The 16,548-nt window shown below is 34.6% G+C and carries 16 protein-coding genes; 9 read left to right on the forward strand and 7 right to left on the reverse strand.

Annotated elements, in window-relative coordinates; translation table 11 throughout:
- The first annotated feature begins 17 nt into the window (after positions 1 to 17).
- A complete protein-coding gene (locus ACG94X_RS04150) occupies positions 18 to 401 on the forward strand; it encodes a 5-carboxymethyl-2-hydroxymuconate Delta-isomerase (RefSeq protein ID WP_419382472.1) in 384 nt (127 codons plus the stop codon).
- A gap of 124 nt (positions 402 to 525) precedes the next feature.
- Here ACG94X_RS04150 and thiM read toward each other — a convergent pair whose 3' ends face one another.
- The 3 genes from thiM to ACG94X_RS04165 all read right to left on the reverse strand — a co-directional run bounded on the left by thiM (position 526) and on the right by ACG94X_RS04165 (position 3,058).
- Entirely contained in the window at positions 526 to 1,392 is an 867-nt protein-coding gene (thiM, locus tag ACG94X_RS04155) for a hydroxyethylthiazole kinase (protein WP_419382473.1), read from the reverse strand.
- A 9-nt stretch (positions 1,393 to 1,401) separates the two neighbouring features.
- Positions 1,402 to 2,559: a hypothetical protein gene (locus ACG94X_RS04160; RefSeq protein WP_419382578.1), complete on the reverse strand. Its 1,158-nt coding sequence runs from the start codon at positions 2,557 to 2,559 to the stop codon at positions 1,402 to 1,404.
- A 235-nt stretch (positions 2,560 to 2,794) separates the two neighbouring features.
- Positions 2,795 to 3,058, reverse strand: coding sequence for a hypothetical protein (locus ACG94X_RS04165; protein WP_419382474.1), 264 nt, complete (start codon positions 3,056 to 3,058; stop codon positions 2,795 to 2,797).
- A 521-nt stretch (positions 3,059 to 3,579) separates the two neighbouring features.
- On the opposite strand from ACG94X_RS04165, the gene pepN reads away from it, so the two are divergent.
- Entirely contained in the window at positions 3,580 to 6,189 is a 2,610-nt protein-coding gene (gene pepN / locus ACG94X_RS04170) for an aminopeptidase N (protein WP_419382475.1), read from the forward strand.
- A 115-nt stretch (positions 6,190 to 6,304) separates the two neighbouring features.
- Here the strand turns inward: pepN and ACG94X_RS04175 are convergent, their stop codons facing one another.
- Positions 6,305 to 6,589, reverse strand: coding sequence for a hypothetical protein (locus ACG94X_RS04175; protein ID WP_419382476.1), 285 nt, complete (start codon positions 6,587 to 6,589; stop codon positions 6,305 to 6,307).
- Between the two features lie 338 nt (positions 6,590 to 6,927).
- Between ACG94X_RS04175 and ACG94X_RS04180 the strand changes: the two genes are divergently transcribed.
- The 7 genes from ACG94X_RS04180 to ACG94X_RS04210 all read left to right on the forward strand — a co-directional run bounded on the left by ACG94X_RS04180 (position 6,928) and on the right by ACG94X_RS04210 (position 12,477).
- A complete protein-coding gene (locus ACG94X_RS04180; RefSeq protein ID WP_419382477.1) occupies positions 6,928 to 7,143 on the forward strand; it encodes a hypothetical protein in 216 nt (71 codons plus the stop codon).
- A gap of 178 nt (positions 7,144 to 7,321) precedes the next feature.
- The gene (locus ACG94X_RS04185) at positions 7,322 to 7,546 is read left to right on the forward strand and encodes a hypothetical protein (protein ID WP_419382478.1); all 225 of its coding nucleotides are present in this window, start codon (positions 7,322 to 7,324) and stop codon (positions 7,544 to 7,546) included.
- A gap of 225 nt (positions 7,547 to 7,771) precedes the next feature.
- Entirely contained in the window at positions 7,772 to 7,897 is a 126-nt protein-coding gene (locus ACG94X_RS04190) for a hypothetical protein (protein ID WP_419382479.1), read from the forward strand.
- A gap of 764 nt (positions 7,898 to 8,661) precedes the next feature.
- Positions 8,662 to 9,006, forward strand: a complete 345-nt coding sequence (locus ACG94X_RS04195) for an SMR family transporter (protein ID WP_419382480.1) — start codon at positions 8,662 to 8,664, stop codon at positions 9,004 to 9,006.
- 94 nt (positions 9,007 to 9,100) lie between these two features.
- On the forward strand, positions 9,101 to 9,658 hold the full coding sequence (locus ACG94X_RS04200; protein WP_419382481.1) for a TetR/AcrR family transcriptional regulator: 558 nt from the start codon (positions 9,101 to 9,103) through the stop codon (positions 9,656 to 9,658).
- A gap of 296 nt (positions 9,659 to 9,954) precedes the next feature.
- The gene (locus tag ACG94X_RS04205; RefSeq protein WP_419382482.1) at positions 9,955 to 11,406 is read left to right on the forward strand and encodes an aspartate ammonia-lyase; all 1,452 of its coding nucleotides are present in this window, start codon (positions 9,955 to 9,957) and stop codon (positions 11,404 to 11,406) included.
- Positions 11,407 to 11,550: 144 nt separating this feature from the next.
- On the forward strand, positions 11,551 to 12,477 hold the full coding sequence (locus tag ACG94X_RS04210; protein ID WP_419382483.1) for a hypothetical protein: 927 nt from the start codon (positions 11,551 to 11,553) through the stop codon (positions 12,475 to 12,477).
- Positions 12,478 to 12,734: 257 nt separating this feature from the next.
- Here the strand turns inward: ACG94X_RS04210 and ACG94X_RS04215 are convergent, their stop codons facing one another.
- From ACG94X_RS04215 to pcaF, 3 genes are all read right to left on the reverse strand, one after another.
- Positions 12,735 to 14,033, reverse strand: coding sequence for an MFS transporter (locus tag ACG94X_RS04215; RefSeq protein ID WP_419382484.1), 1,299 nt, complete (start codon positions 14,031 to 14,033; stop codon positions 12,735 to 12,737).
- Between the two features lie 461 nt (positions 14,034 to 14,494).
- Positions 14,495 to 15,271, reverse strand: a complete 777-nt coding sequence (gene pcaD / locus ACG94X_RS04220; RefSeq protein WP_419382485.1) for a 3-oxoadipate enol-lactonase — start codon at positions 15,269 to 15,271, stop codon at positions 14,495 to 14,497.
- A 70-nt stretch (positions 15,272 to 15,341) separates the two neighbouring features.
- Complete coding sequence (gene pcaF, locus ACG94X_RS04225; protein WP_419382486.1) at positions 15,342 to 16,544, reverse strand: 3-oxoadipyl-CoA thiolase; 1,203 nt, start codon at positions 16,542 to 16,544, stop codon at positions 15,342 to 15,344.
- Between the last annotated feature and the right edge of the window lie 4 nt (positions 16,545 to 16,548).

Below are 16,548 nucleotides of genomic sequence, written 5' to 3' on the forward strand. Positions count from 1 at the left end.
AGGAATTCGGTGCTGATATGCCACAAATATTTATTGATTATTCTGACAATATTCAGAACTTAGACAAAAAGAAACTGATGTTAGGCTTAAACCATGCTTTGTTTGATACAGGTTTAGTCGGGCATGTGTTTGATATTAAATCCCGTATTAAAGAAGTTTCGGACTATTTAATTGGATTTGGTGGTGAAAATGGTGCAGAAAATAATCAGGCATTTATTTTCGTACGTTTACAGGGACTAAGTGGCCGTACAGAGGAACAAAAGAATTTGATGACGGAAAGTTTGTCTCAATGTTTACAATCCTTTAATGATTATTCGGCAACTGGTTTAGAGATTCAGCTTTGTGTTGAATTTGCGGAAATGCCGAAAGAAATCTATAAAAAAGTCTTTGTAAAGAAATAAATGATTTGAACTAATTGAAGAAATACTCACGGTATTTCTTCAATTTAATATGTTATAAAATGTGAATATTATCAGGTTAATTAAATTTTAAGTCATTGATATTAAAAATAATAAATAAAAAGTATTACAAAGCTAAAACCTCAATTTCGCCATATTGCCAAATTTTATCTGCACTTAATTGATAAATTTCATCTAAAAAAGCCACATTAAAACTACCAACAGTTTGCGCTTTTTCAAAAGCTAACTTTCCTGCAATAGCAAAATGAATATGTGCGGAGATGGTGGCAATTGTCGGTGTTGCAACAGCACAATATGCTGCGATCAATGCACCCAAGGCACAACCTGTTGCGGTAACTTTAGGTTGTAGAAAACTGCCGCCATTCACTTGGATTACAGCATTTAATTCTTTGGAAAGAATAAAATCAGATTCACCAGAAATTGCCACACATTCACTATGTGCTAATAAAGGCAGGGCTTGTAAATATACTTCACTACTCGAAACAGCGCTATCTACACCTTTAGATTCGACTTGGTTGCCTGCTAATGTACTGATTTCAGAAGCATTGCCACGAATGACTGTAGGATTAAGCAAAACCAATTGATCTACCATTTCGCTACGCCATTTTAAAAATGCGCCATAACCGACAGGATCAAGTACCCACGGTGTTGCTTTACCTGTGACTGTTTGGGCTGAAATTTGTATGGCTTGCATTTGTTCAGACGTGGGTGTGCCTAAATTAATACTTAAAGCAGCAGCGATAGATGCAAAACTTTCAGCTTCAAAAGGATTATCAATCATGGCAGGTGAAGCGCCTGCTGCAAGTAAAATATTGGCAGCATAATTCGCTGCCACGCTATTGGTAATACATTGTACCAAGGGTTGCTGAATTTGTAATTGTGTCCAAGCTTCACACACTTGTTGTAAAATAACATCAGTTTGGATATCAAGTTGATCTACTTGAGAATTTAAAATATTTTCAGGATGATTCATATGAAGCCCTTACTGGGTAAAGTAGTGATCTTGGTGTTTGCAGCTACGACAGAATAATGTCACATAACTCTCAGCATCATAATCGACATTCAATTCATTTGAACCACAATACATACAACGTTTTTGCGAATAAAAACTTAACCGAGGCTCTATTTTTTTCCAAGATTTCCAGATAGGTTGGAAAAAGATAGATTCATCGTAACCTAAAAATTGATAAAACAATATTTGACTCATTTTACTTAACGGAATATTCGGTGGGCGAGGCAGCGTCGATGTTTCCCATTTTTCAGCAAGTGCTCGTTCACGATATTGTTGAATAGTTTTCTTTAAAATATTGGTATTAATAAAGTTATCATTACGCACTTGTAAAGCTTTTTGCTTATACAAATATTCTAAAGCTGTTTGAATGAGATAGAAAATTTGCCCGACAGCTAATGAGTCTAATAAACGATAGCAAAAGGTTTGAAATGCTTTATTGCCAGAAATAAGAATGCCCCAAGTTCGGCAATAATGCTGCATAAACTGCACAATTTCTTGATAAAGCACCATATATAAAGCATTTTTTACTTCATCAGATGTTTTAAAAGGCACACCTAAAGTTAGTTTCTCATAAAACCAATGCCGTAATTGCGTGGTAATACTAAATAAACTGGGCTCAGAATAACCATCTAATCGAACATTGACATAGTATTGATGTGCATCATCGCTAAATTCTTTCGCCACCAAAATATTTTCTTTAATAAGGTGATTGAGTAACTGTGTTTGAAAATAATAATTTGGCGTGATTGGGTGGTATTTCATCTGCTCCCAATCGATATATTCCTGATGACTTGAGCTTTCACGAACTTGATTGTCTAAAAGACTCAATAAAAATAATTTATTTAAAAAACTTAGTTGGTCTAAACCATATTCAAAATGGTCTTTTTTCTGATATTTACGCAGTTCTTGTTGGCGTGCTTCTTTAATCAGTTTACGGCGTTTATTTTGGCAAGCCTCACAATGACAACTTCGTTGGTCATTTTGAAATACTTGATGTTGACAATGACTACATTGATAAAAGTTAATTTCTTTTTCAAACTCTTCAGCTTCTACATAAGACATACTGGCCTGACAGAGTGGGCAATGTGTACTTTCATCGAGCTGTTTTTGCAGAATTTGAAGCATAATTAAATAGTAAAAAAAGATAGATTTTTGATTATACACATCTATGTAGATGAAAGCCGATTGCTTAAAATGAATGTTTTATAAAAAAGAATGATTAGACGAAGTTTGTTCTATTTGGACTGTTCATGACTTGTTGAATTGAGAGTATGGTTAATAAAAAAGTGTGGTAAGTAAAACGGATTGATTTTATTTACCACGTAAATTTTCTATCTAAAAATTTTGCCATATTTACATTAAATTAATAAGCCGCAGGGCAAGGCAGTTCTGAATCCTCAAAATGGTTCATTTTAGCTTGAATCAGCGCTTTGGCTTTTTTATGGGATGCTTTGTGCTGTCCGAGTGCATCACATTGTCTCAAAATAGCGCTCACATCACTTGTTTCAAGCGGAATGCCTTCACAACTCATAAACATAGCAATGACTTGATGATCAAGCTTGGCTTTATCAAGCATTTGCATGGTTTTGATGTTCTCAGTACGAACAATATGGTCTTTAAAAATCATGTTGCACCTCATTTTTTTGGATACTATTTTTAGTATTGTGTGATTTACACATAAATGAATAAGCAAGAATTGTGCACAAAATGTAGTCGTTTGAAAATAATGTAAGTTGCGGTAAATTTGGGGTCGATCAGCTTATGCATAGTTGGGGCATCATGACCTAATCGGTGGGACGTATGACAAATCAAGTTGCTGAAGGTCTCACAAACCAGTCAGCGATCATTTTGAATGGTGATAAGATGTATACCAGTATCAAAAATTGATTCTATTTCCAGAGAGTTGAGCTTTAAAGCCATGCATTTATTACATGGCTTTATATTTTGATTGGCTTAGATGAAGGATATATCAACAAAAAATTCAAAATAGATGTATTTCTGAATTGAAATTTCGGTTGCTTGCGCCCATATTAATCTCCAAGGTGAAAACACAGACAGCTTGAATCTGCAAGAGTATGATGAATCGATCAGCATATTCCCATACAGAAATAAAGGTCTAACATTTTAGAAAAAGGATTAGGGCATTATATGAATATCGTGGCAAATCCAGTGGTCGAAGCAGATGAAACTGTTTATTTAAAAGATTATCAAAAACCTACATTTGAAGTTTTATCTATTCAATTAGATATTTTAGTACATGATGATTATACTCAAGTCCGTTCAAAATTAGTGATGAAACGTCAAACCGTTGGTGAATTGGTACTTCTAGGTCGAGATCTTGAATTAAAAAAAATTCTACTTAATGGTCAGCTTCTTTCTACTTCAGATTATTTATTGGATTCAGAACAATTGGTTATTGCCAATGCGCCAGATGTGGTGACTTTAGAAATAGATGTTGTTATTCATCCTGAAAGTAATACTCAGCTTGAAGGTTTATATCAGGCGAGTGGCAATTTATTTGTGACACAGAATGAGCCCGAAGGTTTCCGTAAAATTACTTTTTATCCTGACCGCCCAGATGTATTGTCTGTTTTCACTACTCGTGTAGAAGCTGATAAAAAATATCCTGTCCTTTTAGCCAATGGTAACTTAATTGAAGCAGGTGAAGCAGGCGAAGGTCGTCATTATACCATTTGGGAAGATCCAACTAAAAAACCAAGTTATTTATTTGCTTGTGTGATTGGTGATTTGGCCGTGCTGACCGATCGTTACACCACTTCAGAAGGTCGTGATGTTGCACTAGAAATTTATGCAGAAGAAAAAGATATTCCAAAATGCCACATTGCTATGGAAGCGCTTAAGCACTCTATGCGTTGGGATGAAGAGCATTATGGTCGTCCATACGATTTAGATAATTATATGATCGTTGCAACCAGTGCATTTAATATGGGTGCAATGGAGAATAAAGGTTTAAATATCTTTAATACATCGTGTGTTTTGGCCGATGAAGAATACACAACTGATGCTGCCATCATGCGTGTACAGTCTGTGATTGCCCATGAATATTTTCATAACTGGACTGGTAACCGCATTACGTGTCGTGATTGGTTCCAGTTATGTTTAAAGGAAGGTTTGACGGTATTCCGTGACCAGTCATTCTCGGAAGATTTACAATCTGCTGCAGTGCAACGTATTGATGATGTTGCTGTTTTAAAAGCACATCAATTCCCTGAAGATGCAGGTCCATTATCACATCCGCCACGTCCAGATCATTTTGTAGAAATCAATAATTTCTATACAGCAACCGTATATGAAAAAGGTGCTGAAATTAACCGCATGATGGCGACTTTCTTAGGTAAAGAAAAATTCCGCCAAGGTACAGATGAATATTTTAAACGTCACGATGGTCAGGCAGTGACGGTTGAGGATTGGGTTGATGCATTAAGTGCAGGTTCAGGTATAGATTTATCTAATTTTTTAATTTGGTATAACCAACCAGGTACACCGAAGCTAGAAGCCAAAGGTGAGTATGACGCAGCAAAACAAACGTATCGTTTAAGCTTCAAGCAAAGCTTAAAAGCACATCCTAAATATCCAAATTTAAAAGCCGTTCCAATTCCAGTGGCTCTGGCGATATTTAATGAAAAAACGGGTGAGCAGGAAGAACTTCATTCGACGGCTTTGGTTGAAAATAACGTGAAAGATGGCGTATATTTATTTGACCAAGATGATGCGGTGATTGAGTTTTTAGGTGTGACTGAAAAGCCTATTGTGTCTTTATTACGTAATTTTTCCGCACCAGTGAATCTTGAATTTAATTATTCAGATGAAGAACTAGCCTTTTTATTACAGTACGAAACCAACGGCTTTAACCAATGGCAAGCGACTCAAACCTTGCTTGAGCGTATTTTGTTGAATGGTCATGATGCTCAGGTTTATGTAAAAGCGATTAAACAAACATTACCGCTTGTTATTGCGAAAGATCCATTATTGGCTTCACGTTTATTTGATGTCCCTTCAGAAGGATATTTAGCGAGCCGCATCGATACGGATTACAATCCAATCGTAGTGAAAGAAACTCGAGACGCACTTTTAAATAAATTGGCAAATGAATTAGGTAATTTTGCTAAAGAAACTTATACAGATCTTGACCCTATTGCTCAAAATGAGTTTTCTCAGGCAATGGGTGTTCGCGCGTTGAAAAATATCATGTTGAGTTTTATGGCGCGTCAGGGCGATGCAGATGTCTTTGATTTAGCATATGAACAGTACCAAAATACAGGCAATATGTCTGAGCGTTTAGGTGCTTTAAAAGTCTTGGTTTGGAATAATGCACCACAAGCTCAAGATGTATTGCAAGACTTCTATAATCGTTTCAAAGATGAAGCTTTGTCTATGGATCAATGGTTTATGATTCAAGCTGCACATCCGAAAGCGACACTAGAAACCATTAAATATTTAACCACTCATACAGATTATGATTTGGGTGTGCCGAATCGTATTCGCGCCGTGAGTGGTGGTTTAAATGCAAATCCAGTGAATGCATGGGGTTTTGGTGTTCAGCATTTCCTCGATTTGGCGAAATATTTAGATGAGAAAAATCCAATTGTTGGTTCTCGTTTACTGCAAGTCTTAACACGTTGGTATACGTTGGCAGAACCACAACGTAGTGAAGTGAAAGCTGCACTTGAAGCATTAAAATCTCAAGTGAAGTCTAAGAATGTGAGTGAGACCTTAAATAGTATGCTGAGTATCTAACGTATTGTTTATACATTCTTCAATGGGAAATAATATCTAACCAAGCCACCTATTTACGTATGAAAATAGGTGGCTTTTTTAGATTTTACTCAGTTAATGATCAAAGAAAAATCAATTAAGACATAGTGATTAATTCATTACTTTGTATGTCTTCTAACCAATCGCTTAAATCCAAATTGTTAATAAAACAATGTTGATGATCAATTTTGAATACCAATAAAGAATCATGAAAACTGATAATATTTGCTAAATGTTGACGAATAATACCAGTATCATAAGTGGTGTTTACTAACCAAGTAGATGTATTTACACGAATTGAAGCATCATAATCATTGATGAGTTTATTGACTTCGTCAAAATGGTGATCATGAGCAGAATTTAAAATAACTAAATAGTTCATATCAATAACCTCCGTAAAAGAGATTTAAGCAAATCGCTTTATTATGTAATGTGATACAAATCACTATTTATTTAATCTAACATCAAATCTATCAGGCTGATCTAGAAAATGTCAGACAATCTGGTGGAATTCGATTGTTGAAATCTATCTTTAAGTTGCTTATTTTTTCGTTGAAAATACTGATCAAAATCAATGATGTTACATAAAGTTGATCAAAAAAATTTCAATTCCAATCTAAATAAAGTAAAATTTATTGTAATTAATTTAAACAATCAGCTCATCAAACGATGAGCTTTTTTTTGTTATTTCTCCCTGCGTTAAAAGTTTGAGGCTGTAAAATGTTGGTCAAGATAGAAGATGGTTTTTACCTGAATTCGATTCATATTATTGCTGTGCATGTTTCTAAAAATATGATTACACAGAATTTTTCTATAGATATCGAATACACTCCAAACAATCAAAGAGCAAATGGTACATATCATAGGAAGTTCCAAAATAAGGTCGATGCAGATGTTTTTCTTCAAAGTCTTCATCAACAAATTTCCAGCAGTTAAAATTTAAGTATCACGTAAATATGCAAGGAATAGGGAAATGGATTTCAAATTATTTTTATTGATATAAGTAAAAATAAAGACTACAACAACATATATAAGTAAAAATAAAATATTTAAACAGAATTGTCACAATAAACTGTTATAAAAAATGAAGTTGCCGCTGTTATGAGTCGAATAAATGGAAATTAGTGTTAAAAAAGTAAATAAACGAATTGAAGAGTTTTTAGCAACTAGTGGAAAACCTAGTGTCTTAGAAATAGGTTATAAAACCTATGCAAAATTGATGAATGAAGATAAATTTGCCAATGCACTCAAGAAAGATCACCAAGATCCGATGTTAAGATTTTACAAAGATATTAAAATTAAGATGGTGACTGAAAAGCATCATTTTGAAATTAAGTAACTTAAAATTTTATACGACCCATCCTAAGTGTATGATTTTATTATTTTTAATGCTGGGTGATATTATCAGTTAAATTTACTATTTTTTCAAGATGAATTTTTTTTGTACAACCTAATCACATAACTTTGCACTTTATACAAAAGACTTTCAAAAATGATTTAGATGCTTACATGATCAAATGTTAGGTTATACAGACTGAATTTAAGTTAAGTAAGGAAGGTAAATATGAAACTTTTAAAAATCATCAGTGTTGGTGTTTTAGCAGGCTATTGCTATAAAAAATTAAAAGCCAAGAAAAAGCAAGCAAACCATCTAAACCATCAGAATGCTGAGGAGAGTGCAGTTCAATAGGTTTAAGAGATTTATCATATTATATTTACTATAGAAGCTTTAAATCTAAGTGAAGCTTCTATACATTAAAAATAGAAATCGATGTATTTTAAATAGACTAAAGCAAAATGAGAATAAAATAAAGAGTGATATTTTATGTTATTATTACTAAATTAGTGTAGTTAATTGATAATGGTTATTATTTACCGATTAATAAAATAAGGTTATTACATTATTATAGGTCGACTAAGGTATAATATTTTGAAATTATTTCGGTTTTTTTCTATAATAATAATTAAAAATATTACAAATTATAACAAAGTATTATAAAATATGATTTTGATTTTTTTGTGATGAAGAATAATGGAAATATTCAAATTTATTAGCAGTTTCAATACATTAAATACTTATTTGGTTTTATCCTGTATTACATTAATGGGATTGGTTTCCTTTTTTTATTTTATGAATCCAAGTTAAAGTTTATAAATATTTTAAAGGGGAGAATTTACAATATATTTCTCCTTTTTTTACCAATTAATTTATTTATATTCATTATTTAAAAAGTTTTAATATAAATTTTTATCGATTCTAATCGTATTGGCTCTAGTGGTTTACTAAAAACTTGTATAGCTATAAATTTTTTATTTATTAAGGCTGCATAAATCAAAAATGACAAAAATTTGCTCGAGCAAAAGATCTATTCGTTTTAAGTATTTAATCAAATTTGATTTTATATTTAAATTACTTTAACATACCGTTTGGTTGGTATGTTTTGACTATTTATCATGAATTCTCTAATTTACGCATATATTTTACTAGGTTTGGCTATAGTTTCTGAGGTGACGGGATCAACCTTTTTGGTTAAATCGCAAGGCTTTACTAAATTGTGGCCATCGCTTGCAGTTGTGGTGCTCTTTAGTATTGCATTTTATCTACTTTCACAAGTTATTAAAGTTATACCTTTAGGCATCGCATATGCAATATGGGCTGGTGTGGGTATTGTACTGACAGCAATAATTGGCTTCTTTATTTTTAAGCAAAGTCTAGATGCTGCTGCGATGATCGGAATTGGTTTAATTATTGCCGGCGTTGTTGTGATTAATTTATTTTCAACATCTACGGGGCATTAATTTTTATTAGATTTCCACTTTTCAATATCACCAATGTATTTGTACATCGGCAATTAGTGAACAATATAGATAAATGATTTAGGTATATAGACTGATGCTAAATGCACATCAACGCAAAAAAGATCCTGAATTGGTTCGACAGAAAATTTTATCAAGTGCAATGCAACTTGCAACAGAACAAGGAGTTACTGGGGTTTCAATTCAAGCCGTTGCGACTTTAGCAGGTGTAACAAAAGGTGGTGTTTTCCATCATTTTGCCAATAAGCAAATTTTGATTGTAAGTATGCTTACTGAATTAATTAGACATTTGGATACTGAAATTCAATATAAAATTGAAAATGATCCTCAAGCATACGGCTGTTTTACTCGTGCATATATAGATGTCACATTATGTAGTGAATCTATTGGTGTTAATTCGGCATGGAGTGCGCTGTGTATGACGGTGATAACGGATAAATCCTTTAGTGATATGTGGAATCGATGGTTAGCACAACGTCTTATTCAGCATGCAGCAACAGATCAAGCCATTGAATTAAAAATCTTACGTTATGCGGCTGATGGTGCATGGTTTATTGAGGGTTTAGCAGCAAAACCGCAAGATGATTATGAACTGATTAAGCATGAACTAATAATGCGAACCTATCCAAAATAGAACGAGTAACTTGATAATAGCGGATGAGTGGTTGTCATTTGTATAATAATAAATGAACTATTCGTTGTACATAGTATCTTTTTTACAATGGAATAAGATTGAAAAATATACACATTGATTAAGCATCACGCATGGTTAAATCAAAAAATAATTCACATAAAAAATAAATTTAATATATCTTAATCTTTTTTTTAGAAAATATATCAAAAAAGGTGCATTTTACTAGTAGATAGATTGGTGAATAGTAATATAATTTATAAGTTGCACAATTGAGGTGCATTATATGAGTAGATTAAATGAATACAGGCCATACCGAAACCACCCGAATTGAAAAAGATTTATTAGGGGCGAAAGGCGTTCCTATAAATAGTTATTATGGTATTCATACTCTCAGAGCTTTAGAAAATTTTAAAATTTCAACACATACGGTAGGTGAACAAAGTTTATTTATCCGTGCTTTAGCGCAAGTTAAAAAAGCTTCAGCTCAAACGAATCTACAATTTGATAAGATTTCCAATGAAATCAGCCAAGCGATTCAAGCTGCCTGCGATCAATTGATTGAAAATCCAGAGCAATGGAAAGACGCTTTTCCTTCTGATGTTTTTCAAGGCGGTGCTGGTACTTCTATTAATATGAATGCCAATGAGGTGATCGCTAATATTGCTTTAGAATCTTTAGGATATGCAAAAGGGCGTTATGACATTATTCATCCTAATGATGATGTGAATAAATCTCAATCGACCAATGATGTATATCCAACGGCATTGCGTTTAGCAACTTATTATTCTTTAGATGTATTGTTTGAAAAAATAAACCATTTAATTCACTCGTTGATTATTAAATCGACAGAATTTAATTTTGTTTTAAAAATGGGCCGCACTCAATTACAAGATGCTGTACCTATGACTTTAGGACAAGAGTTTCATGCATTTGCGACTTTATTAAAAGAAGATGTTCGTTTAATTCAAAGAACACGTGAACTTTTACTCGAAATTAATTTGGGTGCAACAGCGATTGGCACAGGTGTGAATACACCACATGGTTATGCAGCACAAGTGAGTGAAAGTTTAAAATTAATCACAGGATTAGATTTAATCGGTGCTGAAGATTATGTAGAAGCGACAAGTGATTGTGGTGTTTTCATCATCCTTTCAAGTACTTTAAAACGCTTGGCAGTTAAACTTTCTAAAATTTGTAATGATTTACGTCTTCTTAGTTCAGGACCACGTACAGGGTTGTGGGAAATTCGATTACCTGAGTTACAAGCAGGTTCATCTATTATGCCTGCAAAAGTGAATCCTGTGATTCCAGAAGTCGTCAATCAAATTGCTTTTAAAGTCATTGGTAATGATTTAACTATTACTTTTGCAGCAGAAGCAGGGCAATTACAGCTCAATGTTATGGAACCTGTGATTGCAGTTTCACTAAATGAATCCATCGAATTGCTTATTAATGGTATTCAAACTTTGGATGAAAAGTGTATACAAGGCATTGTTGCAAATGAAAAAACTTGTTTTGATGCTGTGATGAGAAGTGTCGGGATTATCACTTTACTTGATCCGATTCTTGGGCATTCAAAATGTGATGAGATTGGTAAACAATGTATTGCAGAAAATAAAACCATTCAAGAGGTTGTACTTGAGCAAGGATTATTGACGCAAGCGCAGTTAGATGAAATTTTCTCATTTGAAAATATGATTTCAGAAATTTCAGTTCAGTCGAATGATGCAATAGGTAAAGCAGGTTAATTTACAACTCTACTTTATTTTAAAAACGTAGATTCAATAGTTGGAAATACGACATTTCGGTGTCGTATTTTTATGCATGGCAGAAAATAATAAAATACTTTATACTGCTGAAAATTTTAATAATCACCATTTATAGAAAACAATATGATTAATAATAAACTATTTATTCTTGTTTTAAGTTTAGTGCTACTTTCAGGATGTTCTAAAAAACATGAGGAAGCCGCTGCCGATTCAAGCTCATCTTCGCAAAATACTCAAGTTGTTGAACAAACTGCTACTGAAACAGTTACCAAAGTTGAAGAACAAACTGTTGAGCCGAGCCCAGATACAATGCCCGTCACGGAGCAAAAACCAGAAATCATTCTCACCACTGAGGCGAGCCAAGCTGAAAAAGCGCGCCGTATGGTACGCGAAGCCCAAGTTGATTTTACCGCAAAAGATGTGGTTAAAACTGCTTTGGAAATTGATAAATTGACGTTTCAAGCAGGAGGTTTTATTGAGCAAAAAAACATTAGTTTTGATGTTTTAGATACGCAAACTCAAAAAATTGCTGATGGTCAAATTCGAGTATTTGAGAAAGTGAATCCGCATGCTGAGCTCATTGTACGTGTGCCAAGTGATAAAGCGGCGTTATATGTGAACCAATTATTACCATTAATGTATTTCCTCAACCAACAGCAATATTCCGCTAAGCGCTTTGAATTGAAGCTTTTAGAAGAAAAAATGACACAAACGCAGACTATTGCAAATGGTACTAAGCAATCTCAACTCAATGAAATTGCTCGTTTAACACAGCTAGAAGTTCAAGACCGCGTGCGTTTTAGTACGATCAGTATTGCGGTTAAACAGCCTGCAATGGTACGTGAGAGTTTGGATGTGGATGTTGATTCTGTCGCACGTTTAAATGGTGATGGTTTCTGGAAACGTGCTTGGAGTGGTATCCAATACGGATGGCAATTTATTTTAGATTTATTGGTCATTCTTATAACAATATGGCCTTTATATGTATTGGTTATTCTTGGATTTATTTTTTATAGAATGATTAAAGCTATTATCAATAAGTTTTTTTAAAGCATGGCATTCTGATCATCATCCTAAAACTAAGCATATGAATGAGTTTAATGATCATAAGCTAGATGAGTAATTGCGTGATTGATTATAATTTTAAAGCAATGTAATCACTGGTTTTTATTTTTAAAGCATCACTATTTTTTTGATTAAACGTTGTTAAATTTATGTGTGAATTGTACATTAGAACACCAGATACTTCATCCACAGTATTTTGAATATGAAAAAGGTCTGTAAATATAGACCTTTTTTGAATGAGATTAATGATCGTGATGTAGATATTTCGGTTGTTTGGGTAACTTCATACTGCAAAACAAACAGATAATGAGCATGACAATCACATAGATGAAAAAGCTGTACTCATGACCTATATCCTTTAGTTTTAATGCAACTGCAGGAGCAGAGCCTCCAAAGATTGCATTCCCAACTGAGTAAGCAAAACCTACACCTAGTGCTCGGATGTGAGGTGGAAACATTTCTGCTTTAACGAGTCCACTAATTGAGGTATAGAAACTTAGACACATCATCAAGAAAATTAATAATAAAGTGACAATCACAGGTGAACCACTGAAATGTGGCATCGCAATGACCATGACAGGGTAGACAAAAATGGCACAGGTGATACTGAATAGCATCATTGAGGCACGCCGTCCAATTTTGTCTGAAAGTATGCCGAACAATGGCTGTGCACACATAAATACAAATAATGCAGCTGTCATCATATAGCCAGAGATTTTGTCATCAAACCCTAAGCTAGTGATGTAAGTTTTTGAATAAACAGTAAGTACATAGAATGTGAGTGAGCCCGCAGAGGTGTAGCCAACGACCAATAGAAAAGTAGAGAAATTATTTTTAAATAACTCTTTCAGGCTGCCTGATTCTTCTTTGACACTATCATCTTTGGAAAGCGTTTCCTTTAAATGACGACGGGCAAAAAAAGACAGAATAGCGACCACACCACCAATAATAAATGGAATTCGCCATCCGCCATTCATCAGCTGCTCTTTGCTCATCAATGCGAGCATGATGACACCTAATGCACTTGCGAGAAGTTGTCCGCCAGACAATGTTACGTATTGAAAAGATGAATAAAATCCACGTTGACCTTTTAGTGCCACTTCACTCATATATGTGGCGACAGTTCCGTATTCGCCACCAACGGAAAGCCCTTGTAATAGTCGTACTGCAAGTAATAAAAATGGCGCTAACATCCCCACTTGTTCATAGGTAGGTAAGGCTGCAAATAGAAATGAACTAATTGCCATGAGTGTAATAGAAATCACCATGGAGTTTTTACGTCCATAAGTATCTCCAATCCAGCCAAATAACCAACTCCCGATTGGGCGCATAAAAAAACTTGCAGCAAATACACCCCAAACATAAATGGCTTTGGTCGAGTCACTCATGTCTGGTGCAGTCAGTGCATGTGTGAAATAAACTGCAAATGCGGCATAGATATAGAAGTCAAACCATTCTACTAAATTACCTGATGCAGCACCGACAATCGCCATGACACGATCACGTTTTTCATGTGGTTGATAGGTATGTGTTTCACTCATAGAATTTCCTTCTCTCTGAATTGGCTTTATTATTCACATTTTATTTCTGAGTCTAAGCACATCTTTTTGGAATGAATTTAGATGTTTTTATTTTATGGATTAATAATGAGCCATGATTAAAAATGCACAATTTATCCACATAAGTGATCATTTATGATGAGAAAACAAAACGGTTTTAAGGTTGTAATTACTGTTAATTTATGAGAATAGTTAAATATACTCTAATTTTTTTTGTATTTAATGATTATATTTTATCAAATAGGAAGAATTTTTTATATTTAGGATATAGCCTTATTCATTTGTTAAATCTCGATTTATGGGTAATCACACCTGAGTTAACCCATCTTAAATTTGTGTCATAACTTCAAATCTTAAAAGCCCCAATTATTTCAATTGAGGCTTTTAAGATTTAACTGAACTTTAATATTAAAAATATTCACTTGCTCATTCATCTGCGAATATTAGTGTATAAATTGTTCTATTGCATCATTAAAATCAGCAGGTTGTTCAATATTTGAAATATGAGAAGCATTAATTTCAAACATCGCACTGCGTTTAATGTTATTCACCATAAACTGCCCATCTGCAACGGTTGTGACAGGGTCTTTTTGACCAGCAATGATTAAAACAGGAATTGAAATTTCTTTTAATTTTTCACGTAAATCTGCTTTTGCCAAGGCTTCACAGCAACTTGCATAACCTTCTGCACTGCTTGAAGCTAGATCTTGAGTCAGTACTTCAACCACTTTTTTACGATCTTTTATAAATGACTCTGTAAACCAACGGCTTGCAGCAGTCTCAGAAATCGGTTGTAACCCTTGCTCACGAACTAATTTTGCGCGATCTAACCATGCTTGTTCCTGACCAATTTTAGCTGCTGTATTGCAAACAATAACGCGATGAAAACGTTCAGGTTGATGAATTGCAAGCCACTGACCTGTTAAGCCACCCATTGAAATACCACAGAAAAAAGCTTTTTCAATATTTAAGTCATCTAAAACACGAATGACATCTTGTCCCAATTCATCAAGACTATAAGGTCCTTGTGGGGCAGAGGATTCGCCATGACCACGAGTGTCGTAACAAATCACAAAATAATCTTTTTTAAAATGATCAATTTGCGCTTGCCACATATTAAATTGGGTACCTAACGAATTTGAAAATATGAGCGCAGGTTTGGATAATTCACCAAAAGTTTGATAGTGGATGGTGGCATTGTTTGAATGAAGTGTTGGCATGGAAAAGCTCCTCTTGCGAAACAATATTTCTCACATCTAAAGATGAGAGAAATATTGTAATAATTTTGGTTTAGACGCGTTCAATAATCAAAGCAATCCCTTGTCCAACACCAATACACATTGAACATAGTGCATATTTTCCTGATGTTGCTTCAAGTTGATTAAGGGCTGTGGTGACTAAACGTGCGCCTGATGCACCCAATGGATGACCAATGGCAATTGCTCCACCATTCGGATTCACTTGTTCTGAACCATCAGCAATGCCTAAATCACGAGTCACTGCTAAGGCTTGGGCTGCAAAAGCTTCATTCAGCTCAATCACATCCATTTGTTCAATGGTTAAACCTGTTTGTTTTAATAATTTCTGAATGGCAGGCGATGGCGCAAAACCCATAATCCGTGGTTCAACACCTACGGATGTTGCAGCAATAATTTTGGCACGAGGTTTTAAATTATATTTTTCAATGGCTTCATCTGATGCAATTAACAATGCACATGCGCCATCATTAATGCCTGATGCATTTCCTGCAGTTACCGTACCATCTGCCTTCACTACAGGTTTTAGCTTGGTTAAGGCTTCAAGTGTGGTTGCACGTGGATGTTCATCCTTCGCAACAATCACTGGCTCGCCTTTACGCTGTGGAATAGAGACAGCTATAATTTCTTTATCGAAGAAACCACGTGCTTGTGCCTCTGCTGTACGTTGCTGGCTTGCTAAAGCAAATGCATCTTGGTTTGCGCGATTGACATTAAATTGTGCTGCAACATTTTCAGCCGTTTGCGGCATAGTTTCTACGCCATACATTTCTTTTAGCTTAGGATTGATAAAACGCCAACCCATAGTGGTGTCTTCAAGTTTTTGAGCACGATCAAAGGCAGTTTCAGATTTACCCATGACCAATGGGGCGCGTGACATAGATTCCACACCACCTGCAATGATTAAATCTGCTTCACCTGCTTTAATGGTACGTGCAGCAATCGCAATAGCATCCATTGACGAACCGCATAAACGATTAATAGTGGTTGCAGGAACTTGGAAAGGTACGCCTGCCAATAGTGCAGACATGCGACCGATATTACGATTATCTTCACCAGCTTGATTAGCACAGCCGTAAATCACGTCATCCACTAGCTCCCAATTCACCGATGGATTACGTTCCATTAAGGCTTTAATCGGTAATGCACCAAGGTCATCTGCACGAATCGGGGCTAAGCCACCTGCATAGCGACCAAATGGGGTGCGGATGGCATCGATAATGTATGCATTTTTCATATTT

This window comes from Acinetobacter psychrotolerans, from assembly GCF_048552595.1.
In the GTDB taxonomy this organism is placed as follows: Bacteria; Pseudomonadota; Gammaproteobacteria; order Pseudomonadales; family Moraxellaceae; genus Acinetobacter.